The sequence below is a fragment of the Mesorhizobium sp. AR02 genome, from assembly GCF_024746835.1.
GTDB lineage: Bacteria > Pseudomonadota > Alphaproteobacteria > Rhizobiales > Rhizobiaceae > Mesorhizobium.
Map to the genome: position 1 here is coordinate 6,343,346 of NZ_CP080531.1, position 22,624 is coordinate 6,365,969.

At 63.4% G+C, this 22,624-nt stretch carries 21 protein-coding genes and 1 pseudogene; 12 read left to right on the forward strand and 10 right to left on the reverse strand.

All coding sequences use genetic code 11. The annotated features are described in order from the left end of the window. Positions 1–2: 2 nt before the first annotated feature. Complete coding sequence (locus tag DBIPINDM_RS34925; RefSeq protein ID WP_258583491.1) at positions 3–1,331, reverse strand: DNA polymerase IV; 1,329 nt, start codon at positions 1,329–1,331, stop codon at positions 3–5. A 66-nt stretch (positions 1,332–1,397) separates the two neighbouring features. Here DBIPINDM_RS34925 and DBIPINDM_RS34930 point away from each other — a divergent pair. Continuing rightward, positions 1,398–1,985 (forward strand): annotated as a pseudogene (locus DBIPINDM_RS34930) (GNAT family N-acetyltransferase). Positions 1,986–2,078: 93 nt separating this feature from the next. Then, positions 2,079–3,641, forward strand: a complete 1,563-nt coding sequence (locus DBIPINDM_RS34935; RefSeq protein WP_258589421.1) for a hypothetical protein — start codon at positions 2,079–2,081, stop codon at positions 3,639–3,641. A gap of 9 nt (positions 3,642–3,650) precedes the next feature. Here the strand turns inward: DBIPINDM_RS34935 and DBIPINDM_RS34940 are convergent, their stop codons facing one another. Further along, on the reverse strand, positions 3,651–4,304 hold the full coding sequence (locus DBIPINDM_RS34940) for a DUF2608 domain-containing protein (protein ID WP_258583492.1): 654 nt from the start codon (positions 4,302–4,304) through the stop codon (positions 3,651–3,653). Continuing rightward, positions 4,301–4,600 carry a DUF3572 domain-containing protein gene (locus DBIPINDM_RS34945; protein WP_258583493.1) on the reverse strand — a complete coding sequence of 100 codons (300 nt, stop codon included), beginning with the start codon at positions 4,598–4,600 and terminating at the stop codon, positions 4,301–4,303. The genes DBIPINDM_RS34940 and DBIPINDM_RS34945 overlap by 4 nt, the downstream gene beginning before the upstream one ends. Before the next feature lie 247 nt (positions 4,601–4,847). Between DBIPINDM_RS34945 and DBIPINDM_RS34950 the strand changes: the two genes are divergently transcribed. The 3 genes from DBIPINDM_RS34950 to DBIPINDM_RS34960 all read left to right on the forward strand — a co-directional run bounded on the left by DBIPINDM_RS34950 (position 4,848) and on the right by DBIPINDM_RS34960 (position 8,652). Continuing rightward, positions 4,848–5,219 carry a response regulator gene (locus DBIPINDM_RS34950; protein ID WP_006334976.1) on the forward strand — a complete coding sequence of 124 codons (372 nt, stop codon included), beginning with the start codon at positions 4,848–4,850 and terminating at the stop codon, positions 5,217–5,219. Between the two features lie 33 nt (positions 5,220–5,252). After that, positions 5,253–6,626, forward strand: a complete 1,374-nt coding sequence (locus tag DBIPINDM_RS34955) for a PleD family two-component system response regulator (protein ID WP_258583494.1) — start codon at positions 5,253–5,255, stop codon at positions 6,624–6,626. Between the two features lie 535 nt (positions 6,627–7,161). Beyond that, a complete protein-coding gene (locus tag DBIPINDM_RS34960) occupies positions 7,162–8,652 on the forward strand; it encodes an FAD-dependent monooxygenase (protein WP_258583495.1) in 1,491 nt (496 codons plus the stop codon). 41 nt (positions 8,653–8,693) lie between these two features. On the opposite strand, the gene DBIPINDM_RS34965 is transcribed toward DBIPINDM_RS34960, so the two are convergent. Next, on the reverse strand, positions 8,694–9,641 hold the full coding sequence (locus DBIPINDM_RS34965; protein WP_258583496.1) for a GlxA family transcriptional regulator: 948 nt from the start codon (positions 9,639–9,641) through the stop codon (positions 8,694–8,696). 88 nt (positions 9,642–9,729) lie between these two features. Here DBIPINDM_RS34965 and DBIPINDM_RS34970 point away from each other — a divergent pair, with 88 nt between their 5' ends. The 7 genes from DBIPINDM_RS34970 (at position 9,730) to DBIPINDM_RS35000 (ending at position 16,815) form a co-directional block, all read left to right on the forward strand. Beyond that, positions 9,730–10,437 carry a DJ-1/PfpI family protein gene (locus tag DBIPINDM_RS34970; RefSeq protein ID WP_258583497.1) on the forward strand — a complete coding sequence of 236 codons (708 nt, stop codon included), beginning with the start codon at positions 9,730–9,732 and terminating at the stop codon, positions 10,435–10,437. Between the two features lie 130 nt (positions 10,438–10,567). Then, complete coding sequence (locus DBIPINDM_RS34975; RefSeq protein WP_258583498.1) at positions 10,568–11,302, forward strand: FadR/GntR family transcriptional regulator; 735 nt, start codon at positions 10,568–10,570, stop codon at positions 11,300–11,302. Further along, positions 11,299–12,486 (forward strand): PLP-dependent transferase, encoded by a 1,188-nt coding sequence (locus DBIPINDM_RS34980; protein WP_258583499.1) that lies wholly within the window; start codon positions 11,299–11,301, stop codon positions 12,484–12,486. Before DBIPINDM_RS34975 ends, DBIPINDM_RS34980 begins: the two co-directional genes overlap by 4 nt. Positions 12,487–12,515: 29 nt before the next feature. Then, positions 12,516–13,793: an ABC transporter substrate-binding protein gene (locus tag DBIPINDM_RS34985; RefSeq protein ID WP_258583500.1), complete on the forward strand. Its 1,278-nt coding sequence runs from the start codon at positions 12,516–12,518 to the stop codon at positions 13,791–13,793. Positions 13,794–13,971: 178 nt separating this feature from the next. Continuing rightward, positions 13,972–14,895 carry a carbohydrate ABC transporter permease gene (locus DBIPINDM_RS34990; protein WP_258583501.1) on the forward strand — a complete coding sequence of 308 codons (924 nt, stop codon included), beginning with the start codon at positions 13,972–13,974 and terminating at the stop codon, positions 14,893–14,895. Continuing rightward, positions 14,895–15,743, forward strand: a complete 849-nt coding sequence (locus tag DBIPINDM_RS34995; protein ID WP_258583502.1) for a carbohydrate ABC transporter permease — start codon at positions 14,895–14,897, stop codon at positions 15,741–15,743. Before DBIPINDM_RS34990 ends, DBIPINDM_RS34995 begins: the two co-directional genes overlap by 1 nt. A gap of 4 nt (positions 15,744–15,747) precedes the next feature. Then, complete coding sequence (locus DBIPINDM_RS35000; RefSeq protein WP_258583503.1) at positions 15,748–16,815, forward strand: ABC transporter ATP-binding protein; 1,068 nt, start codon at positions 15,748–15,750, stop codon at positions 16,813–16,815. Positions 16,816–16,919: 104 nt separating this feature from the next. On the opposite strand, the gene rpmG is transcribed toward DBIPINDM_RS35000, so the two are convergent. The 6 genes from rpmG to rnr form a co-directional block, all read right to left on the reverse strand. Further along, complete coding sequence (gene rpmG, locus DBIPINDM_RS35005; protein ID WP_006201775.1) at positions 16,920–17,087, reverse strand: 50S ribosomal protein L33; 168 nt, start codon at positions 17,085–17,087, stop codon at positions 16,920–16,922. Positions 17,088–17,241: 154 nt separating this feature from the next. Further along, positions 17,242–17,700 carry a hypothetical protein gene (locus DBIPINDM_RS35010; RefSeq protein ID WP_258583504.1) on the reverse strand — a complete coding sequence of 153 codons (459 nt, stop codon included), beginning with the start codon at positions 17,698–17,700 and terminating at the stop codon, positions 17,242–17,244. Between the two features lie 91 nt (positions 17,701–17,791). Next, positions 17,792–18,970, reverse strand: a complete 1,179-nt coding sequence (locus tag DBIPINDM_RS35015) for an MFS transporter (protein ID WP_258583505.1) — start codon at positions 18,968–18,970, stop codon at positions 17,792–17,794. Between the two features lie 78 nt (positions 18,971–19,048). Continuing rightward, on the reverse strand, positions 19,049–19,789 hold the full coding sequence (locus DBIPINDM_RS35020; protein WP_258583507.1) for an NUDIX hydrolase: 741 nt from the start codon (positions 19,787–19,789) through the stop codon (positions 19,049–19,051). Positions 19,790–19,862: 73 nt separating this feature from the next. Then, positions 19,863–20,315, reverse strand: a complete 453-nt coding sequence (locus tag DBIPINDM_RS35025; protein ID WP_258583508.1) for a DUF983 domain-containing protein — start codon at positions 20,313–20,315, stop codon at positions 19,863–19,865. Then, positions 20,315–22,621, reverse strand: coding sequence for a ribonuclease R (rnr, locus tag DBIPINDM_RS35030; protein WP_258583509.1), 2,307 nt, complete (start codon positions 22,619–22,621; stop codon positions 20,315–20,317). The genes DBIPINDM_RS35025 and rnr overlap by 1 nt, the downstream gene beginning before the upstream one ends. Positions 22,622–22,624 lie beyond the last annotated feature (3 nt).

Genomic DNA, 22,624 nt, shown 5'->3' on the forward strand with positions numbered 1-22,624 from the left:
CGTCAATCTTCAAGCGGTTCCGGCGGGTGGGCATCGCGACCCCGGCCGAACGTATAGCCGGTTTCCACCGCCTTGCGGCCGAACTTGTCGCGCAGCGCATCGATGGCGCCTTCGGCCATGGCGCGTTTGCGCGACTGCACGTCGACCAGATCCGGCGGGTCCGCCTTGTCGTCATCCGAGAGGTGGCTGACGCCGATGCCGAGCAATCGAAATTTCGTTCCGTCCGTTTCCTTGCGAAGAAGCTCCACCCCGGTCTGAAAGATGCGATCCGCGAGCCTGGTCGGGTCGCCGAGCTGGCGGTTGCGCGTGCGCAGCTTGAAATCCTGGGTCTTCAGCTTCAGCACCACGGTGCGTCCGGCAATGCCCGACTTTTTCAGCCGCGCCGAGACTTTTTCCGAAAGGCCTCTCAGCACCGCGACCAGCTCATCCAGCGATGCGATGTCGGTATCGAAGGTGGTTTCGGCCGATACGCTCTTGGCGTCCTGGTCGGGGTCGACGCGGCGGACGTCCTCACCGCGCGAAAGCCGGTAGAGCCGGTCGCCCATCGTGCCGTAACGTCGCATCAGGTCGCCACGCTCCATCTTCTGAAGCTGGCCGATGGTGCGGATGCCATCACGTTCCAGCGTGGCGTTGAACGCCTTGCCGACGCCCCAGATCATGGTCACCGGCTGCACCGCCAGGAAGCCGACCGCCTCGGTCTCGCCGATGACCGAAAAACCGCGCGGCTTGCGGAAGTCCGAAGCGATCTTGGCGAGGAATTTGCAATAGGAGAGGCCAGCTGAAACCGTGATGCCGATCTCCTTCTCGACGGCCAGCGCAAAGCGCGCCAGCACCACGGCCGGCGGCAGGCCGTGCAGCCGTTCGGTGCCGGCGAGGTCGAGAAACGCCTCGTCGATCGACAGCGGCTCGACCAGCGGCGTCAGCGCCTGCATCATGGCGCGCACCTCGCGGCCGACGCGCACATATTTTTCCATGTTGGGCGGGATCACGACCGCCTCGGGGCACGCCTCGAGCGCCTTGAACATCGGCATGGCCGAGCGCACGCCCCGGATGCGGGCGATGTAACATGCTGTGGAGACAACCCCGCGCTTGCCGCCGCCGATGATCAGCGGCTTGTCCTTGAGCGCCGGATTGTCGCGCTTTTCGATCGCGGCGTAGAAGGCGTCGCAGTCGATATGGGCCAGATGCAGCCGGTAAAGCTCGGGATGGCGCGCAAGGCGAGGGCTGCCGCAGCGCTCACAGCGGCGCGTTTCACTGCGCTGAAAGGTCAGGCAGTCACGGCAAAAACCGTGATCGGGATTGTTGACAGGGGCCGCCATCGCTGCGAACATAAAGAGAACAGAGGCAATGGTACGACAGCGCAAGGCCAGCGACAAGCTTGGCCTGGGGAGAACCGCATGAGCACGACCATAGTGCCGCTGGCGCCTGAGCTTTGGCCTGATTTCGAGGATCTTTTCGGCAAGCAGGGTGCCTGTTACGGCTGCTGGTGCACGCATTTCCGGCTGGCGCCGGCGGCGCGGCGTGAGAGCAGCCGCGAACGCAACAAGGACCACATCAAGGCGCGCATCGAAGCCGGCCCGCCGCCCGGCCTGCTGGCCTTTGAGGACGGCTAGGCGGTTGGCTGGATGCAGATCGGGCCGCGCGCCGACGTGCCCGAATGGAACAACAAGGGCAGGGGCTCGGCGCCGATCGATGCCTCCGACGCTTCCGATCCGGCCGTGTGGGCGATCTCCTGCTTTTTCATCCGCGCCAAAGCACGCGGCCGGGGCATCACACACCGCCTCGTCGAGGGGGGCATCGATTTCGCCCGCAGCAACGGTGCACGGCTTGTCGAGGCCTGCCCGATCGACCTGTCGCGCGATTCGCGCTCGATCGGTCTGTTCGTCGGCTCGTCGGGGGTGTTCGAGAAGGCCGGGTTCGAGAGGCTCGTCGAGCGCAAGGCGGGCCGGCCGCTGATGCGGCTGGTGCTCAAGCCGGCTGCCTGACTGTCATCATCTTGCAGTTGTGATGGTATTTCCCTACCAGAAGTACGAAACGTTTTTTGCCTTTCGACCAAACGGAGAATTGCCGTGAACCGTATGTTGCCAATTGCCTTTACCGCGCTGCTGTTCTGCGCGCCCGCTTTCGGCCAGACCGTCGACAGCCAGGGGGCGAAGCAATTGTCCGATGACCTGTCCCGCTATGTCGGCAAGCAGGCGCTCGACAAGGGCATTCTGAAGGTTTCGGTCGAAGGCGACGCCTACAAGATCGCGTTCGATCTCCAGGCGCTTGCGGCGACCTTTCCCGCGGAGGGAAAGGTGAAACTCGACTTCGCGCCCTACGCTTTGCTGGTCAAGCCGCGCAGCAATGGGACCTGGGATGTCTCGATGGATTTTTCGCAAAGCGGATCCTTCGAGTTCAACGGGCCCGAGGGGCTGCAAAGCACGCAGTTTTCGATCAAGGACGGCAAGGGTTCCGGCGTCTACGATCCCAATCTGGCGGCCTTCATCAGCGGCGCCAGTTCGTTGGCCGGCATGACGATGGCATCGAAGGATGCCAAGCAGCAGATGGAAGCCAGCACTGGTGCCGGCACCGCGACCATTGCCGCCACCAAGGCCGCCAATGGCGGCGTCGACTTCACGATGTCGCAAAAAATTTCGAATTTCGTCGAGGCGATCAAATTCAATGATCCCGAGAGCGGGCTGAATTTCCCGGTCACCATCAAGTCGCCGGAATTGTCGGTGGAAGCCAGCGGCAAGGGGGTGCAGACCAGGCCGCTGCTCGACCTCCTGGCATTTGCCGTGGCCAATGAGGACGAGAAGACGCTGAAGGCAAATCAGGCACAGCTGAAGTCGCTTCTGCTCGCCGCGCTTCCGGTGTGGGAGCGCATCGACGGCACCTATGGCTTCAAGGATTTCGCGGTCGACAGCCCGATCGGCACTTTCGGGGCGACGCAGCTCAGCACCGCGTTCGGCAGCGACGGCGTTTCCCAGAACGGCAAGATCACCTATGGCATCAAGGCGTCGGGGCTGACCGTGCCGCAGCAGCTTTTGCCGAGCTGGAGCGTGGCGCTGCTGCCCACCGATATCGACCTCAATTTCGGCGGCGCCAATATCGATCTCGACAGCATGGCGAAGAAGGCGATCGAAGCCTTTGATCTCAATAAGAAGCCGCCGCTGTCGCCCGAGTTCGGCGACCAGCTCAAAGCCGACTTCCTGGCCAAGGCGCCGAAGGTCGTGATCGGCCACAGCACCGTGAAGAACAAGGATATGGAGATCGCGCTGGAAGGCGAGATGACAAGCTTCGGTGAGAAGCCCGACGCCAATCTTACGGTCGATGTCGCCGGCTTCGACAAGATCATGGCGCATCTGCAGGACGCAGCGAAGGCGGAGCCGGAACTGGGACAGTACGTGCCCGTCGCTCTCATGGCCAAGGGTTTTGCCAAGACGCTGCCGGACGGCCGTCTGGAATGGGCTGTCAGCACCAAGGCCGACGGCTCGGTCACCGTCAACGGCGTCATGCTGAAGCCCGCCGATCCGGCGGTGGACGACAGCGTCCACGATGGTGACGGTGCGGACGATAGCAGTGGTGGCGATAATGGCGGTGGCGCCAATAGTGGCGGCAGCGATAATGGCGGGGCCGGTGCGAAACTGAATCCTTGAGGATTTAACCTACAGCCCCAGCGCGCCCGCGATCTTCGGCGCGGCTTCATGCCAGTCCTGGACGACGATGACGTCGTCCGGGACCGGTGGCAGGAATGCGCGTAGCGAATTGTCGGCCATCAGGTGGAAAAGACTGGCGTCGGCGACCGATTCCCGCACCGACGCCAGATTGTGCGGCTGATCGTCGACGAAGACCACCGGCCGGCCACCCTTGCCGCGCAGCCTGGCCACCGCCGGTCCCTTGGCCATCTCGGTGGTCAGCAGCGGATAGTTCAGACCCAGGGCATCGAGATGGGCGCGGCGTACGGCACGATGCCTGTGCGGCATGGCCGTCAGCAATATGATTTCCGCGCGGTCACCGAGCCCTACCAAGGCTTCCGCGGCGCCGTCGGCGATGCTCTGCCAATCGGCTTGCGCGTCGAAGAAATCGCCCAGGAGTGTCGTGACTTCGGGCTGTTCGATCAGCCGACCGCTGGCCGTTTCGGCAATGTTGCCGGTCAGCCGGAAGGACGCCAGTGTCAGACCGTAGCCGCGCGACTTGAGGAAATGCGGGAAGGGGCGGATGAATTCGAGCACGACGTCGTCGACGTCGAGCACCAGCAGCGGCCGATCGTCGTCGGCCAGTTCCTCTATCTGGCGTGCGGTCTCTGGATCGTCGCTCATATGGAATGCTCATGGTTGTCGTCGCCGAGCGGCAGGGCACGCAACGCCTTGCCGACGGCGGCCGGCGGTGTGCCAGTCTCCTCGGCAAAGCGCATCAGGGTCGGCTCGTGGGCGAGAATGAACTGCAGGACGCCGGCCAGAAAGCCAGGCTCGCCGGCGGCCCTGCGGATCGAATGCGCCTCTATTCCGGTGATCGCCAGAAAACGCGGCAACAGCTCCGGATCAGAGGCGACGAAGCCCAGCGCCTTCACGGCAAGGGTTTCCGCCTCTTCGCGCATTGACGCCGCGTTTGCCATCACTACCTTCGGTATGTGGAATGAGTCTCTTCCGCAGTAATGGCAAGAATTGCTTGCGGCAAGCCTTTACAGCGCGGCGCGCCGTTTGGACGCGCAGGCACGCGAGGTGGAATTCGCGCTGCTTTGCAGCCCGAAGGTTTCCGTTTCGTCAATCATATTGCCGTATAGTGAAGCAGGGTTTGGTGCGTTCAACCAGGGGCGCATGACGGCCACCTTCGAGCGGAGGGACGGCCGGGACGGGATGTCGATGCCTAAGAAGGTCATGATCGTCGAGGACAATGAGCTGAATATGAAGCTCTTTCGGGACCTCATCGAAGCAAGCGGCTACGAGACGGTGCGCACCCGCAATGGTCTGGAGGCGCTCGATCTGGCGCGTCAGCACCGGCCCGATCTCATCCTGATGGACATCCAGCTGCCCGAAGTGTCGGGGCTAGAAGTGACCAAATGGCTGAAGGAAGACGACGATCTGCACGTCATTCCGGTCATCGCCGTGACCGCCTTCGCCATGAAGGGCGACGAGGAACGCATCCGCCAGGGCGGCTGCGAAGCCTATATTTCGAAGCCGATCTCGGTGCCGCGTTTCATCGAAACCATCAAATCCTATCTGGGCGATGCCTGATGCACCCTTCCAGCCGAGCCGGAGCCTTGTGAAATGACCGCGCGGATTCTCGTCGTCGACGACATCCCTGCCAATGTGAGGTTGCTGGAGGTCCGGCTGCTGGCCGAATATTTCGAGGTGCTGACCGCCACCAATGGGCCCGACGCGATCGAGACCTGCGAGAACGGCAAGGTCGATGTCGTGCTGCTCGACGTGATGATGCCCGATATGGACGGGTTCGAGGTCTGCCGCAGGCTGAAGAGCGATCCGGCGACGTCGCATATCCCGGTGGTCATGATCACCGCGCTTGACCAGGTGTCCGACCGCGTGCGCGGGCTCGAGGCCGGCGCGGACGATTTCCTGACCAAGCCGGTCAACGACCTGCAACTGATGACGCGGGTCAAGAGCCTGGTCCGGTTGAAGTCTCTCACCGACGAGCTCAGGCTGCGTGCCTCGACGACACGCAACATCGGCATCGAAGAGCTGCTCAGCCGCAATTTCGCGTCCGAGGACACGATCCCGAAAGTGCTTTTGATCGACGAGCGCAAATCGTCGGTCGAGCGCATCCAGAAAATGTTGCGCGACCGCGCCGATCTTGACGTGAACAGCGATCCGCATGCCGGGTTCTTCCAGGCAGCCGAGACATCCTATGAATGCGTGATGATCTCGACGGCCTTCGCCGATTTCGATCCGCTGAGGCTTTGCTCGCAATTGCGCTCGCTCGACCGCACCCGTTTCGTGCCGATCATCCTTTTGGCGGAAGAGGGCGAGGAGGAGCGCATCATCCGCGGCCTCGAACTTGGCATCAACGACTATCTGATGCGGCCGATCGACCAGCAGGAGCTGACGGCGCGGCTGCGCACCCAGGTGCGGCGCAAGCGCTACAACGACCAATTGCGCGCAAGTGTGACCCAGACCATCGAGATGGCGGTTACCGACGGCCTGACCGGGCTGCACAACCGCCGCTATCTCGACAGCCATCTGCAGACACTGTTCGACCGCGCCGTGGCGCGGCGCCGGCCGCTGTCGGTGATGATCACCGATCTCGACCGCTTCAAGTCGATCAATGACGCACACGGGCATGATGGCGGCGACGAGGTACTGCGGGAATTCGCCCGGCGGCTGCGCAAGAATGTCAGGGGTATCGACCTTGCCTGCCGGTTCGGCGGCGAGGAGTTCGTCGTGGTCATGCCGGACACCGACGGCGCCGTGGCCGAGAAAGTGGCCGAACGCATCCGCGCCGAAATCGCGCAAAAGCCGTTCGCCATCGGCGCCGACGGCAAGACGATCGAGGTCACCGTCAGCGTCGGCGTGTCGTCGGTGCTGAAGGGCATGGATACGGTGGCGGCGCTTATGAAGCGCGCCGATCTCGCGCTCTATGAAGCCAAGAGCGGCGGCCGCAACCGCGTCGTTGCCAAGGCGGCGTGAGCGTCCGCGCCTGATTGTCCGGTCAATCCAACAAGGTTAGCTATTTACCTTAATCCAAGCGATTCGCGAGCCTTGGTTAAGAAACTGTTGATTTTCATAAGCTCTTGCGCAAATGTGCAGGCCAAGACGAAGCCGGCACGAGGGTAGATAGCCGGCTCGATCCCTAGAAATACCCCATGATGCTCAGGTCCGCCGCATCTCCTGGGTCCGTGGGGTCGGCCGGCCGGCGCTGGCACATAGTGGCCTCCTCGTACCGCTGCCAAACGCCGACCGGCCCCCTTTGTTTCAAGCCTCCGCAAAAGCCCCGAAAGGGGCTTTTTTCATGCGCGGAAAATTTGAGAAACGCTTCCTGAATCAAGGGTGACTTCAATGGCGGCGGCGCGACTGCGAACTGCCGTTTTTTGGCTGTCGTCCATCCGGGGCAAGGAGAGTACCTCTCTCCATTTCATACATATGGCGCACAAGGGCCTTGCGGCAAGACCCGCCTGTTCCCGTAAAACCGCGGCCCAAGCCAGCGGAAACGGGAGTGACGGGAATGGGTATTGTGTCGCCAGCAGACGGTCGGGATCATGCGGTGGTGATCGCAGGAGGCGGTCCGACCGGGCTGATGCTGGCAGGCGAACTCGCCTTGGCGGGCATCGACGTCGCCATCGTCGAGCGGCGCCCGGACCAGCAGCTGATCGGCTTGCGCGCGGGTGGCCTGCACGCGCGTACCATCGAGGTGCTCGATCAGCGCGGAATTGCCGACCGGTTTCTCTCGCAGGGGCAGCGCTTCCCGACCGTCGGCTTCCATATGATCCGTTTGGACATCAGCGACTTTCCCGGTCGGCACAACTGTCTGCTGGCGCTGCGGCAAAACCATATCGAGCGGATATTGGCCGACTGGATCAGCGAGTTGGAGGTACCGATCTATCGCGGACAGCAGGTCACGGGTTTCGCGCAGGATGCTGACGGTGTCGACCTGGATTTGTCCGGTGGCCAACGTTTGAGGGCGAAATACCTGGTCGGCTGCGACGGAGGACGCAGCACGATCCGCAAGGTGGCGGGCATCGAGTTCGCGGGACAGGATCCGACGATGAGCTGGATGATCGCCGAGGTCGAGATGTCTCGGGAACCGGCCTTGGGCTTTCGCAGCGACGCCTACGGAATTCATGCGATAGGCAAGATCGAGGAAAGCGACCGGGTGGGTGTCGTGCTGACCGAGAGGCAACTGACCATCGGCGGCGCACCGACGCTGCGCGATCTCCGTGAGGCGCTCGTCGCGGTCTACGGTACCGATTTCGGGGTCCACAGCCCAACCTGGCTCTCCCGGTTCACTGACATGACACGCCAGGCTGCCGCTTACCGCGACAGACGCGTCCTGCTGGCCGGCGACGCCGCGCATATCCATCCTCCGATGGGCGGGCAGGGGCTCAACATTGGCGTGCAGGACGCGGTCAATCTGGGATGGAAGCTGGCCCAGGTGATCAAGCGGATATCGCCGGACAGCCTGCTCGATAGCTACCACGCCGAGCGCCACCCGGTCGCCGCCCGCGTGTTGCGCAACGCAATGGCGCAGGTCGCGCTTCGGCGCATGGATGCCAGCACCAAGGCATTGAACGACATCTTTACCGAGTTGCTTGGCATGGAAGAGCCGCGAAAACGGATCGCCGCGGAGATGTCGGGTCTGGGTATCCATTACGATCTTGGCGTGGGACATCCACTGCTTGGGCGGCGAATGCCCGACCTCGACCTGGCCACGGCCAGCGGTCCGGTGCGGGTCTTCAGCTTGCTGCACGACGCCCGGCCGGTGCTTGTCAACCTCGGTGAACCAGGCAGGCTGGACGTTACGCCCTGGGCGGACCGGGTTCGGCAGATCGACGCTTTGTATGCCGGTGCCTGGGAGCTTCCGGCCCTCGGGACGGTCGCTGCGCCTGACGCCGTCTTGATCCGGCCGGATGGATATGTGGCTTGGGTTGGGCTTGGAATCCGACAGGGACTGGCTGACGCGCTGACCACCTGGTTCGGGCCGCCCGCCGCGCGTTAGCGACACGCTTCAGACTAGGAATGGTGCCGCAGGCCGCCGCGTCAGAAGCGTTCACGATAATCGCGCGGGTTTGTGCCGAGGACGCGTAGAAAGCCGCGCCGCATCGTCTCTTCCGATCCGAAGCCGCAGCGGCGGGCCGTCTGGTTGACGGCCTGGCCCCGTTCCAGCATCCGTCGCGCCGCCTCGATCCGGATCTCCTCGATCGCGCGCGCAGGTGTGCGGCCCGTTGCCTCCCGATAGTGCCTGGAGAAACTGCGCGGGCTCATATTGGCGCGCTCGGCCAGGTTCGGCAGCGAAAGGTCGCCGTCCAGATTGTCCTGGATCCAGCCATGCAGCCGGTCGAAGCGTTCGTCGCCTTGCTGCAGCTTGAGCGTCTGGCTGAACTGCGCCTGGCCACCGGGTCGTTTCAGGAAGACCACCAGCTCGCGCGCCACCGCAAGCGCCACGCGCCGACCAAGGTCGGCCTCGACGAAGGAAAGGGCGAGATCTATGCCCGCCGTCACACCTGCCGACGTCCAGACATTGCCGTCACGGATGAAGATCGGGTCGGGTTCGAGGCGGACCGCCGGAAAGCGTCGTGCGAACTCGGCGCAGCGTCCCCAGTGGGTAACCGCACGCCGGCCGTCGAGCAGGCCTGCTGTTGCCAGCAGCATGGCGCCGCTGCAGACGGAGGCCGTTCGCTTGGCGTCGCGCGAGCGGCCGGTCACCCAATCGATCAGCTCAGGATCCTCGCAGGCCGCGTTGACGCCCCATCCGCCAGGCACGATCAGCGTGTCGATCTCCAGCCCGTGCGCCGGCAGCGCCGCTGCCTCCAGCACGAGACCGGCCGATGTCCTGATCTGCGGCGAGGCGGCGACGACGGCGACCTCGTAGGGAGCCGGTTCGCCGGCCTGCGTCCTGAAATCGTTGGCGCTGGCGAAAACCTGAAGCGGCCCGCTAACGTCGAGGAGCTGGATATCGGGATAGGCAAGAATTTCGATACGGCGCATGGCGATTTGGCTTGAAACGAGGGGTGATTGGCAATCGTGCCAAAGCATGATGCCTTAGATTGGCTGAAGTCAACCTATGGAGAGTTCCATGACCCTTCGTTTCGGCATCCTCGTATTCCCCAATGTTCAGCAGCTCGATCTCACCGGCCCCTACGAAGTCCTGGCGTCGGCCAAGGACGCCGAGGTGGAATTGATCTGGAAGGATCGCAACCCGGTGATGTCGTCGACGCACCTCTCCCTCACGCCGACGGCGACCTTCGACGATTGCCGGCCTCTCGATGTGCTGTGCATTCCAGGTGGGGGCGGGGTCAACGCGCTGCTGGAGGACCAGACAGTCCTCGATTTCGTGTGGGAGCGCTCGGCGCAGGCACGCTACATAACCTCGGTGTGCAGCGGTGCCCTGGTGCTCGGCGCGGCCGGGCTGCTGAAGGGCAAGCGGGCGACGACGCACTGGTATGCGCATGATTTCCTTGAAGAGTTCGGAGCAATCCCTGTCGATGAGCGTATCGTGGAGGACGGTAGACTGATTACCGCCGGCGGCGTTACCTCAGGGATCGATTTCGGCCTGGCGCTGGTTGCAAGGCTGCTCGGACAGGCTGAAGCCGAGATCGTCCAGCTCTCGCTCGAATATGCTCCGGCTCCTCCTTTCCGGTCGGGTACGCCCGCCGAGGCTTCGCCTGCCGTGCTGGCGCAGGCAAAAGAGCGCCTCTCTGGTTCGAGACGGGTTCGCAAGGAGATGTTCGCGCGCTGGCGCGCCACTCGCGCAGCCGCCACGCCGGCGCGAAGCCACGCTTGAACTGACGGGCCGAACGGCGCCATGGCGCGCCGTTCGGCCCGTCCTCGTTTCGGCTGTTGACACATCTCTCCGTCCGTGCAGAATTGGTTGGACCATTGGACCACTTGCACATCGCTTTCGGGGAGGATTTGTGGACCAGAACAGCCTGCCACCCATTCAGACGACGGCGCGCGATGACGCCGTGCTGAAGGCGTTGGTGGGCTTTGTTCGTGCTGAAGCCCTGCAGCCGGGCGAGCGGCTGCCGACCGAGCGTATTCTGGCCGAACGGCTGAAGGTCAGCCGCAACACGGTGCGCGAGGCGCTGACGCGGTGGGAAGGGCTTGGTCTGGTCGAGCGCCGGCAAGGCAGCGGCACTTATCTCAAGGCGGCTGTGTCGCCTGATATGTTGCACATGCCGCTGACGCTGGCCGGCGGCAACGACTTCACCAGCCTGATGCATACACTTGAGATCCGTCGTGCACTGGAAGCTGAAGCGGCCGCCCTTTGCGCCGAACGCGCCAGCCCGGCCGACATTGCCGAGATCGAGCGCAAGCTCGACATCATGGAGCAGGCGTTCCGCACCCGCGACGGCATGTCGTCGGAAGAGGACTGGGAGTTCCACCAGGCGATCTACCGGGTCTCCGGCAATCCGCTGTTCGAGCAGATCATCGCCGCCATGCACGAGCTGTTCCACCGCTTCTGGGAACATCCGCTGGGCGTGCGCGATTTCGGCCACGCCAGTTTTCCCTACCACCGCACCATCTACCAATGCATCGCCGCACGCGACCCGCAAGGCGCCCGTGCCGAGGCGCTCAAGCTGATCGCCACCGTCGAGGACGATCTCAAGCGCGGTGCGGCCAAACTCAAACTTTCGAGCCAGACATGAACGAGCATCCGACCGGTTTCGATCACGATTATCTTGCCGAGGCAGCGACGCTGCTGGCGCATGACGAACCGTTTCCTGGCGGCGCGGTGGTGCCGCCGATCTACCAGACCTCGCTGTTCACCTTCGCCAACTATGCCGAAATGGCCGATACCTTTGCCGGCAAACGAAAGCAGCCGATCTATTCGCGCGGCGACAATCCAACGGTGATGGAGTTCGAGGCGCGCGTCGCCGCACTCGAGGGCGCCGAGGCCGCGCGCGGCTTTTCCAGTGGCATGGCGGCGATCAGCGCCACGGTGCTTGCCTTCGTCGGCGCCGGCGAGCGCATCGTGGCCGTGCGCAACTGCTACGGCGATGCCTACCGGCTGTTCGAGCGGCTTTTGCCGCGGCTCAACATCAAGGTCGACTATGTCGACGGTTCCGACCCGGATGCGGTGGCGGCGGCACTTCCCGGCGCCAAGCTGCTCTATCTGGAAAGCCCGACCTCGATGATGTTCGAGCTGCAGGATCTGCCGCATTTGACCCGGCTGGCCAAGGAGCAGGGCATTATCACCACGATCGACAATTCCTGGGCCTCACCGGTGTTCCAGAAGCCGATCTCGCATGGCGTCGATCTCGTGCTGCACTCGGCCTCGAAATATCTCGGCGGCCACAGCGATACTGTCGCCGGCGTGGTGGCGGGTTCGGCCGCGCACATCAAGCACATCAACGAGCAGACCTATTCCTATCTCGGCGGCAAGCTGTCACCGTTCGAAGCCTGGCTGCTGCTGCGCGGGCTGCGCACGCTGCCGTTGCGCCTGCCGCACCACATGAAGAGCGGGCTCGCCATTGCCGAGCGGCTGAAGGCACATGCCAATGTCGAGCGGGTCAACCATCCCGTCTATTCGAACCATCCGGGCAAGGCGACGCTGGCCGGCTATGCCGGGCTGTTCTCCTTCGAGGTGACGGACGATATCGACATCCCCGTCTTCGTCGACGCGCTGAAGTATTTCCGCATCGGCGTCAGCTGGGGCGGGCATGAAAGCCTGGTCGTGCCGGCCAAGGCGTCGCTGGAGCAGACGCCGGGACTGAATTCGATGGCGCGCTTCGGCGTCAGCCCCCGAACCATCCGCTTCAATGTCGGATTGGAAAATGTCGAAGACCTCTGGGCCGACGTCGCCCAGGCCTTCGAAAAAGCCAGAAAATAACAAGCGGGTTCAAAATGGGAGTCTTGAACATGAAAAAACTGACCGTCATGCTTGCCACCGTTGCGGGGCTGGCGATTTCCGCCGGAAGCGCGATGGCTGATTCGACCCTGAAAATGGTCGAAGTCATCACCAGCCCGCCGCGCACCGAGTTCCTGAAAAAACAGATCGCCGAGTTCGAGGCCGCCAATCCCGGCGTCAAGGTCGAGCTGGTCTCGCTGCCCTGGGGCCAGGCCTTCGAAAAGTTCCTGACCATGGTTCAGGCCGGCGACACGCCCGACGTGGTCGAGATGCCGGAACGCTGGATGGGCCTCTATGCCAACAATGCCCAGCTCGAGGACCTTGGCCCGTATATGGCCAAATGGGATGACGCCAAGACGCTCGGCGACCGCGCCAAGCAGTTCGGCTCGACGGTCAACAACACCCAGTTCATGATCCCTTACGGCTACTATGTGAACGCGCTGTTCTGGAACAAGAAGCTGTTCAAGCAAGCCGGCCTCGACGGCCCGCCGGCCACGCTCGACGAGTTCGTCGCCGACTCCAAGAAGATCTCCGCCATTCCGGGCAAATATGGCTACTGCCTGCGCGGCGGCCCGGGCGCCTTCAACGGCATGCACATGTTCATGAACATCGCCGCCGGAAAGGGTGGCTATTTCAACGAGGACGGCACCTCGACCATCAATGACGAGGGCTCGGTGAAAGGCCTGCAGATGCTGGCCGACATGTACAAGGACGGCCTTGCGCCGAAGGATGCGGTGAGCTGGGGCTTCAATGAGACCGTGACCGGTTTCTATTCCGGCACCTGCGCCATGCTCAACCAGGATCCGGACGCACTGCTCGGCATCGCCGACAAGATGAGCGCCGACGACTTCGCCGTGGCGCCGCTTCCCGTTGGTCCGAGCGGCAAGTCCTATCCGACGCTGGGCTATGCCGGTTGGGCGATGTTCGCCAACTCGCAGCACAAGGACGATGCCTGGAAGCTGATGGCAACGCTGCTGTCACCCAAGGACAATCTGGAATGGGCGAAGGAAGTCGGTGTCGTCCCGATCCACAACGGCGCCGACCAGGATCCCCATTTCAAGACCGAGCAGTTCAAGGGCTGGTTCACGGAGCTCAGCGACACCTCCAAATATGAAATGGTGACGCCACCGACGCATCTGGAAAACCTCGGCAATTTCGTCGACCAGGTGGCGATCAAGAACTTTCAGGAAGTGCTGCTTGGCCAGAAGACGGCCAAGGAGGCGGCCGACGCATGGGCTACGTTCCTGACCAAGGAACAGCAGGACTGGCTGGCGAAGAACAAGAAGTAGTTTTTCTTCCCTTCTCCCCGTTCACGGGGAGAAGGTGGCCCGAAAGGGCCGGATGAGGGGCGGCGCCAGCACCCCCAAGGCCCGCGCTGCCCCTCATCTGCCTGCCGGCATCTTCTCCCCGTAAAACGGGGAGAAGGACGCTGTCCCCGACGCCGCTCCAGGGAGCCGATCCTCAGCAATGACCTATGCCGTGTCCGAAATACGATCCGCCGGCAAGCCGCGCCGCAAGCGGCTGTCGCATGCCGCTATCGAGCCATGGCTCTATGTCAGCCCGGCGATCATCCTGCTGGTCGTGGTGCTTTTGGTGCCGCTGGTCATCGGCATCAGCTACTCCTTCCGCAAGTTCTCGGCCTTCAAGTCGGAATATGTCGGGCTCGGCCAGTACCAGGCGATGCTGTCGGATCAGGTGCTGGGGCAGGCGCTGGTCAACACGCTGTGGTGGACCGTCGCCAGCCTGTTCTTCCAGTTCTTCCTCGGCCTCGGCCTGGCACTGCTGCTCGACAAGCCGTTCTGGGGCCGCAAGGCGGTGCAGGCGCTGGTGTTCCTGCCCTGGGCGGTGCCGTCCTTCCTGTCCGGCCTGACCTGGGCCTGGCTGTTCAACCCGATCGTCGGGCCGCTGCCGCACTGGTTGTTCGCGCTGGGGCTGAAGGCGGAACCGACCAACGTGCTCTCCGATCCTGCCACGGCGATGTGGGGACCGATCATCGCCAATGTCTGGTTCGGCATTCCGTTCTTCGCCATCACGCTTCTGGCGGCGCTGAAGTCGATCCCATCGGAACTGCATGAGGCAGCGGCGATCGACGGCGCTTCGCCCTGGCAGCGCTTCACCAAGGTGACGCTGCCATTCCTGGCGCCGACCATCGCCATAACGGTGATGCTGCGCACCATCTGGATCGCCACTTTCGCCGACCTGATCTTCGTCATGACCGAGGGCGGACCGGCCGGCTCGACCAATACGGTGCCGGTCTATATCTATGTCAGCGCCTTCAAGTCGCTGGACAAGGGCTATGCCTCTGCGGTCGCCGTGTTGCTGCTCGTCCTGCTCATCGCCTACGCGATTGCGCTGATCGCCATCCGCCGCTCCCTGGTGAGGCACGTCTGATGATCGCAGGACGTTCAACCTCGCAACGGGTCTTCGGCGGCATCGGCCTCTACGCGGCCATCGCGGCCTATGTGATCTTCGCCCTGTTCCCGATCTACTGGACGCTGAAGATCTCGGTCACGCCGGAGCGGCTGCTCTATTCCGAAGGCATCACCTTCTGGCCGTCGCACATGACGCTGCAGAATTTCGTCACCGTGCTCGAGGCCACCGATTTCCCGCGCTATTTCCTCAACAGCGTCATCGTTTCGGTGTCGACCGCCGCATTGGTGACGGTCATCGCCACGCTCGCCGGCTACGCCATGTCGCGCTTCACCTTTCGCGGCAAGGCGGCGCTGGCGCTGATGTTGCTTCTGACCCAGACCTTCCCGCTGGTGATGGTCATTCCGCCGATCTACCGCGTCATGGGGCAGATCGGCCTGATCAACAGCCTGACCGGGCTGATCATCATCTACACCGCCTTCAACACTGCCTTCGCGACCTTCCTGATGCAGTCCTTCTTCGACGGCATCCCGAAGGACCTGGAAGAAGCGGCGATGATCGACGGCTGCACGCGTGCGCAGGCGATGCGCAAGGTGATCGTGCCGCTGACGCTGCCCGGTATGGGCGCGACCCTGGGTTTCGTCTTCACCGCGGCCTGGAGCGAGCTTCTGTTTGCCCTGATGCTGATTTCCAGCGACGACCAGAAGACTTTTGCTGTCGGCCTGCTGACCTTCATCGGCAAGTTCGCCGTCGACTGGGGACAGATGATGGCGGCGTCGATCCTGGCGCTGATCCCGGTCTGCATCTTCTTCGCCTTCCTGCAACGCTATCTCGTCACCGGCCTGACCGCCGGCGCCGTCAAAGGGTAGATCGATGGCTTCTGTAACGCTCGATAAGGTTCGCAAAGACTATGGCGCCGTCCGCGTCCTGCACGCGGTCGACCTTGAAATCGCCGATGGCGAGTTCGTCGTCCTGGTCGGGCCGTCAGGCTGCGGGAAATCAACACTGCTACGCATGATCGCGGGGCTGGAGGAAGCTTCAGGCGGCGAGATCCGCATCGGCGAGCGGCTGGTCAACGACGTGGCACCGAAGGACCGCGACATCGCCATGGTGTTCCAGTCCTATGCGCTCTATCCGCATATGGACGTGTCGAAGAACATGGGCTTCAGCCTGCTGTTGAAGAAGGCGGAGAAGACGACGATCGACGCCAGGGTGGACGGTGCGGCCAAGCGGCTGGGCTTGGACACGTTCCTGCAGCGCCTGCCGCGGCAACTGTCCGGCGGCCAGCGCCAGCGCGTCGCCATGGGCCGCGCCATCGTGCGCGATCCAAAAGTCTTCCTGTTCGACGAGCCGCTGTCGAACCTCGACGCCAAGCTGCGTGTGCATATGCGCGCCGAGATCAAGGCGTTGCACCAGCAACTGAAGACTACCTCGGTCTACGTCACCCACGACCAGATCGAGGCGATGACCATGGCCGACCGGATCGTCGTCATGCATGACGGGCTGATCCAGCAGGTCGGTGCGCCGCTCGATCTCTATGATCGCCCGGCCAACATGTTCGTCGCCGGCTTCATCGGCTCGCCGGGCATGAATTTCCTGCCGGCGACGGTTCGCAAGGGCGGCAAGGCGGACGCCGTGCTGGCCGACGGCCAGACGCTGCGGCTGCCGGATGGCCTGCCGCTCGGAGATGGCGACGCCATCACCGTCGGCCTGCGGCCCGAGCATATCAGGCTGGCCGATGACGGTGCACTGCAGGGCGAGGTGGGGGTGGTGGAGCCGCTTGGCCTGTCGACACAGTTCTATGTCAAGCTGGCCAATCAGCAGCTCTGCGTCTTTGCCATGGGCCGCGCCGGCGTGAAGCCCGGCGATACCGTGCGGCTGGCAGCCGATCCGGCGTCGCTGCATCTGTTCGATCCGAAGAGCGGCGATCGCGTCGGTTGAGGGAAATTCAGCCGGGGCTGAGGCACTAGGACCGCAGCCTCTGCCTTGCAAACAAAAACGCCGCCCGATGGGCGGCGTTTTTGTTTGCCGGGGGAAAACCCAGATTACTTGATCTTGGTTTCCTTGAATTCGACGTGCTTCTTGGCGACCGGATCGTACTTGCGGAACGACAGCTTGTCGGTCTTGGTACGGCTGTTCTTGCTGGTCACGTAGAAGAAACCGGTGTCGGCGGTCGACAGAAGCTTGATCTTAATGTTTGCGGCTTTGGCCATGATCTCAGTCCGTTATGTTCGTGGGGTTTTGGCCGCTGAAGCACGGGAAAACACCCGGACGCGGGAAACTTGGCGCGACACATAAAGAACGTGCCTGGAAAGTCAAGCCCGGCGAACCTGATGTGGCCCGCCCGGCTTGCCTATTGCGCGTAAATCAGGCGTTTTCCGCCTCTGATACCGCAATCTTCTTCCAGTCTCCGGTCGTGTTCCACCAGCGATTCGGATTGGCGCGGTCGTCCAGCCCCTTGGCGCGGCTGGCGAGGATCGGCTGGATGCGGATCACCGGCTCCTGATAGGAATGGGCCTGGAAAATCGCCTCGACGACACGGCTGGCCAATGCCTGGTCGTCAGGGAGTTCGAATGACACCTCGACTGTGCCCGGGCGGCGGCGCAATTCGGTTTCGGCACCGGCCGCGGCCCCTTCAAGCGGCCTGTAACGCTCGACGCCATGCGCTGACTGATAGGCGTTGCGGTCATATTTGCCCATGGCCAGCGGGGCGATCGCAACCACCGCGTCCATGATGCGGTCGACATCCGCCGCCGGGGCCTGGAAGGTCACAAGCAGCAGAAGCGTCATGCGCAGGGATGTGGTTTCAAAGCCGCTGTCGATCATGGGAGTGTCCTCAACTTCCGATGTTTTGGGACACTCTTTTAACCCAGCGCTCCTGACACGGTTCTGTCAGCAGTGGGCGCTTATCAAAGGGTCAAAGCAGAATCTTGCGGACGAGCCTGATGCCGACCAGCGCCATGTAGGCGCCGAAGAACAGGCCGAGCGACCAGCCGAAACCGGATGGCCCGAAAGCATCCATGCCGATGCCGATCGCCTGCGGCCCAAGCACCATGCCGACGCCGTAGCACAGCACGAAGGCGGCGTTGGCGGATGCCAGTTCATGGCCGGAGAGCTGCGAGCCGAGATGGGCAAGGCCAATCGTGTACATGGCAGCGACCACGCCGCCCCAGACGAACAGAAGGGCGGCCATCAGGTGCCAATTCTGGGCGAAGAAGGGCATGAACACGGTGCCGGCAAGGCCAACGGTGGCGCAGGCGAGCAGCAGATAGCGGCGATCCGAGACGCGGTCGCTGATCATGCCGATCGGGATCTGCAGCAGCACGTTGCCGAGACCGATCATGGTGAGCAGCAAAGCCGCGTCGGCTTCGGAATAGCCGATGCGATTGCCGTAGATAGGAAACAGTGCGAAGCCGCCGGTTTCGACAGCACCGAAGACCAGCACCGCGGCGGTGGCCGACGGCACCAGCCAGATGTAGCGCAGGAAATTGCTGGTTTCGCCGTCGGAGGCGATGCTGGGGCTTTCGTTGCGCGCGGCCAGCACCGGTATCGCGGCCAGCGTCACCAGTGCGATGATGACGCCGAACGGCCTGAAGCCGGAGCTGCCAAGATGGGCGAACAACCACGGTCCTGCGGCAAAACCGAGCGACAGGACGGTGGCGTAGATGCCAAGGACAAGGCCACGTCGATGCGGCGGCGCCGACGTGCTGATCCAGAATTCCGACAGGATGAACAGCACCGTCAACGCGATATGCAGCACGATGCGCAGCGGGAACCACATCCAGAAGTCGGGCGCGAAATGGAAGCCGACGAAGGCGAGCGCACCGGCGGCAATCATGCCGATCATCGTCCAGGCGACGCCAAAGCGCATGGCGAGCGGCGTCGCCAGCGGCGCGCCGGCGATCGAGGCCAGGCCGGCGACGGCCGTATTGAGGCCGATCATCGAGGCCGAATGGCCACGCGTTTCCAGGATGACGCTGAGCAGCGGCATGCCGAGGCCAATGGCGATGCCAACGACGCTGATCGACGAGATCGCCGCCACCATCGGCAGCCAGTGTACGCGTTCGTCGCCCTGTGGTTGGGTATCGACCGTCATGGGATGCTGAATACTCTGTCTCTTTGATCTTACGCAATTCCGGGCGGAAAACCGCGTCACACTTTTCCTGGAATTGCTCTACAGAAGTTCGCGGGTGAAGCGGTTGCGGACAAGCCGGTAGAAGGGGACGGGACCGCCTGGACGCAACAGCGGATCATGGGCAAGGCGCTTTTCCAGCTCGTCCAGGATCATTCGGGTGATGTCGGGTATGTCGGCTTCCCTGGCCTTGGCAAGCGGCAGCCAGACCAGTTCCTCGAGTTCGTTGGTCGGGCCGCCGCCCGGCAGCTCGACGGCGACATCGTTGCGCCAGGCGCCGAAGAAACGCGTGTCGAAGCGGCGCACCCGGTTGGGCGGGGTGATGGCGCGCGCGATGAAACGCAGCGTTTCGAGTGAAGGCCTTACGCCGTGCTCGACAAAGCCTTGCCAGTCACGCTTGTCGGTGGCAAAGGCGGCCTTCTGGCCGATCAGCAGCCCGGCTTCCTCATAGGTCTCGCGAATTGCGGACAAGGCGACAGCACGGGCTCGCGCAGCACTGGTGCGGCCGGGACCGGCAAGCAGCTTTGCTTCCTCGTCGCGATGCAATGCGGTGGCCGTCGGGATGCGGCTGTCCGCCGGATCGGTGCGGCCACCGGGAAACACGAATTTTCCAGGCATGAAGGCGTGGCCGGCGTGACGGCGGCCCATCAGCACCAGCACCTCATCGCCCTTGCGGTCGAGCAGGATCAGGGTCGCGGCGTCACGCGGGCGCAGGGGCCTGCCGCTATGCGCGGCAAGACCCTTGTCGAGCTTGTCGACATCCGCCTTGGTCATTGCTTCCATGCGCTGGACCTAGCGGAAACTTCTTGCAAACGAAAGTGGCCTTTCACGGTCGGTATGTTGCGCCAGTGGCGCTTCAGGCGCCGTGGCGGGACTCCGCCCCATCCTTTTCGCCACCGAATCCGTGCATATAGAACGCCCATTGCAGTCCGATGACGGCGCCTTTGACAGGCTGCAGCAGCGCAACCGACAAAATAATGGTCAAGGGCACCCAGATGGCGATGTGCTGCCAGGTGGAGAGCGTCGAGGTCGCCTCGACACCCATGAAGGCGCCGAGAACGATGTGGCCGACGATGACGATGACCAGATAGGCCGGCAGGTCGTCGGCGCGATGGTGATGAATTTCCTCGCCGCAGACACTGCAGGTTTCGACGGTTTTGGTGAAGCCGCGGAACAGCTTGCCTTCACCGCAATTCGGGCAGCGGCCCAAGAGGCCGCGCTTCATCGCCGTCCATAGCGGGCGGGCAACCCGGCCCGAGTGATGTTCGCCGCCAAAAACCTGTTCTTGTATCCCTAATTCTTTTGGCATCATCGTCTCCTGCCGCGCGAACCCGGTCGCGATTGCGACGCACGGGCGCGGCCCTTAGCCTTGTGAAACGACCTGGTAGAGCCTGGCAGGGGCTTCGGGTCGGTCAACATCTCGAAGCGCATCGCGCCGGCCATTGGTGCCACCTCGACGAGCCGGACCTCGACGCGGTCCGCGAGCTGGTAGCCTTTGCCCGACCGTTCTCCGAACAGGGAGCGGGCCGTTTCGTCGTATATATAGTAATCGCCGCCCAGAGTTGACACCGGGATGAAGCCATCTGCGCCAAACTGCGGCAATTGGACAAATAGTCCTGATTTGGTGACACCGGAAATGCGGGCGTCGAACCGGTCGTCGATGCGCTCGGCGAGATAGGCCGCGATCAGCCGGTCGACTGTGTCACGCTCGGCCGCCATGGCGCGCCGTTCGGTGCCGGAGATCAGCACCGCAACGTCTTCGAGCCGCGCTTCCTCATCTTGCGTCAACCCTCCCGGACCGAGGCCGAGTGTGGCAATAAGCCCGCGATGCACGATCAGGTCGGCATAGCGGCGGATCGGCGAGGTGAAATGGGCGTACCGCTTCAGGTTGAGGCCGAAATGGCCGATATTCCCAGGTGAATATTCAGCCTGGCTCTGCGAGCGCAGCACCACCTCGTTGACCAGTGCCTCATTGTCGGCGCCGCGCACGCGCTCGAGAATGCCGTTGAACTGGCTGGGCCGCATCTGCGCGCCGCGCGCCAGCGACAGGCCAAGCGTCTGCAGGAATTCGCGCAACGATTCCTGCTTGGCGAGCGACGGCGCGTCGTGGACGCGGTAGACCAGCGCCTGCTTCTTCGCCTCCAGCGTCTCGGCCGCGGCGACATTGGCCTGGATCATGAATTCTTCGATGAGCTTGTGGGCGTCGAGCCGGTCCGGCACGATGACGCGATCGACCGTGCCGTCCGGCTTGAGCAGGATCTTGCGCTCCGGCAGGTCGAGTTCGAGCGGCTGGCGGCCGTCGCGGCCGCGCTTGAGGATCGCATAGGCATCCCAGAGCGGCTTCAGCACCGTGTCGAGGATCGGGCCGGTCTTGTCGTCCGGCACACCGTCGATGGCCGCCTGCGCTTGCGGATAGGCGAGCTTCGCCGCGGATTTCATCATCACGCGGTGGAAGGAGTGCCTGATCTTGTGGCCATCGGCGGAGAAGGTCATGCGCACGGCCAGTGCCGGGCGATCCTGGCCTTCGCGCAGCGAACAGAGATCGTTGGAGATGCGCTCGGGCAGCATCGGCACGACGCGATCCGGGAAATAGACCGAATTGCCGCGCTTCAAGGCTTCGCGATCGAGGGCCGTGCCGTAGCGGACATAGGCGGCGACATCGGCGATCGCGACAGTGGCGATCACACCACCCGGGTTCTTTTCGTCGAGATCGGGCGTCGCGAAGACTGCGTCGTCATGGTCCTTGGCGTCGGCCGGATCGATCGTGACCAGCGGCAGGTCGCGCCAGTCCTCGCGGTGAGCAAGCGTCGCCGGCTTGACGGCTTCGGATTCGGCGATGACGTCGGCCGGGAAGATGTGCGGAATGTCGTGCGCGTGGATGGCGATCATCGAGACCGCCTTTTCGCTGGTCAGCGAACCCAGCACGTTGAGCACCTTGGCACGGGGCAGCCCGTAGCGGGAGGCTCGCGCCGGCTCGACCTCGACCAGGTCGCCGTTCTTGGCGCCGTTCTGGAATTCCTTGTCGACGATCAGCTCCGGCTGGCGCCGCTCGACAGGCTCGATGCGAAAGGTGCCGTCCTGAAGCACGCGGAAGACGCCGAGAACGGCATCGGTGCGCTTCTCGAAAATCTTCATCACCCGGCCGGTATAGGCAGGGCCGGACGGATCATCGGTCGGGAAGGTCTTGGCCAGAACGCGATCGCCGATCCCCGGCGCCGGTCCGTTGCCGCTGCGCGATACGCGGATCGAGACCACAGGCGGTTCGCCCGTACCGACCGACTCCGCCGGATGCGCCAGCAAGATGCCATCGCCGTCACGGCCAAAAATGTCGAGCACGGCGACATGGGGCAGGGCGCCGACACGAGCCAGCCGCTTGCGCTCCTTGGTGAGCACGCCTTCATCCTGCAGGTCGCGCAGAATGTCCTTCAGCCAGATGCGGTCGTCACCGCGCAGCGCGAACGCCTTTGCGATGTCGCGCTTTCCGGCACGATCGGGATTTTCGGCGATGTAGCGCAGGATTTCGTCGCGCGAGGGCTTATAGTCATCCTTGACCTTGGCCCTGGTGTCGGCGGTGCGCGGATCGCCGTGGCTTCGTCCGGTGATCCTGCGCGCCACGCC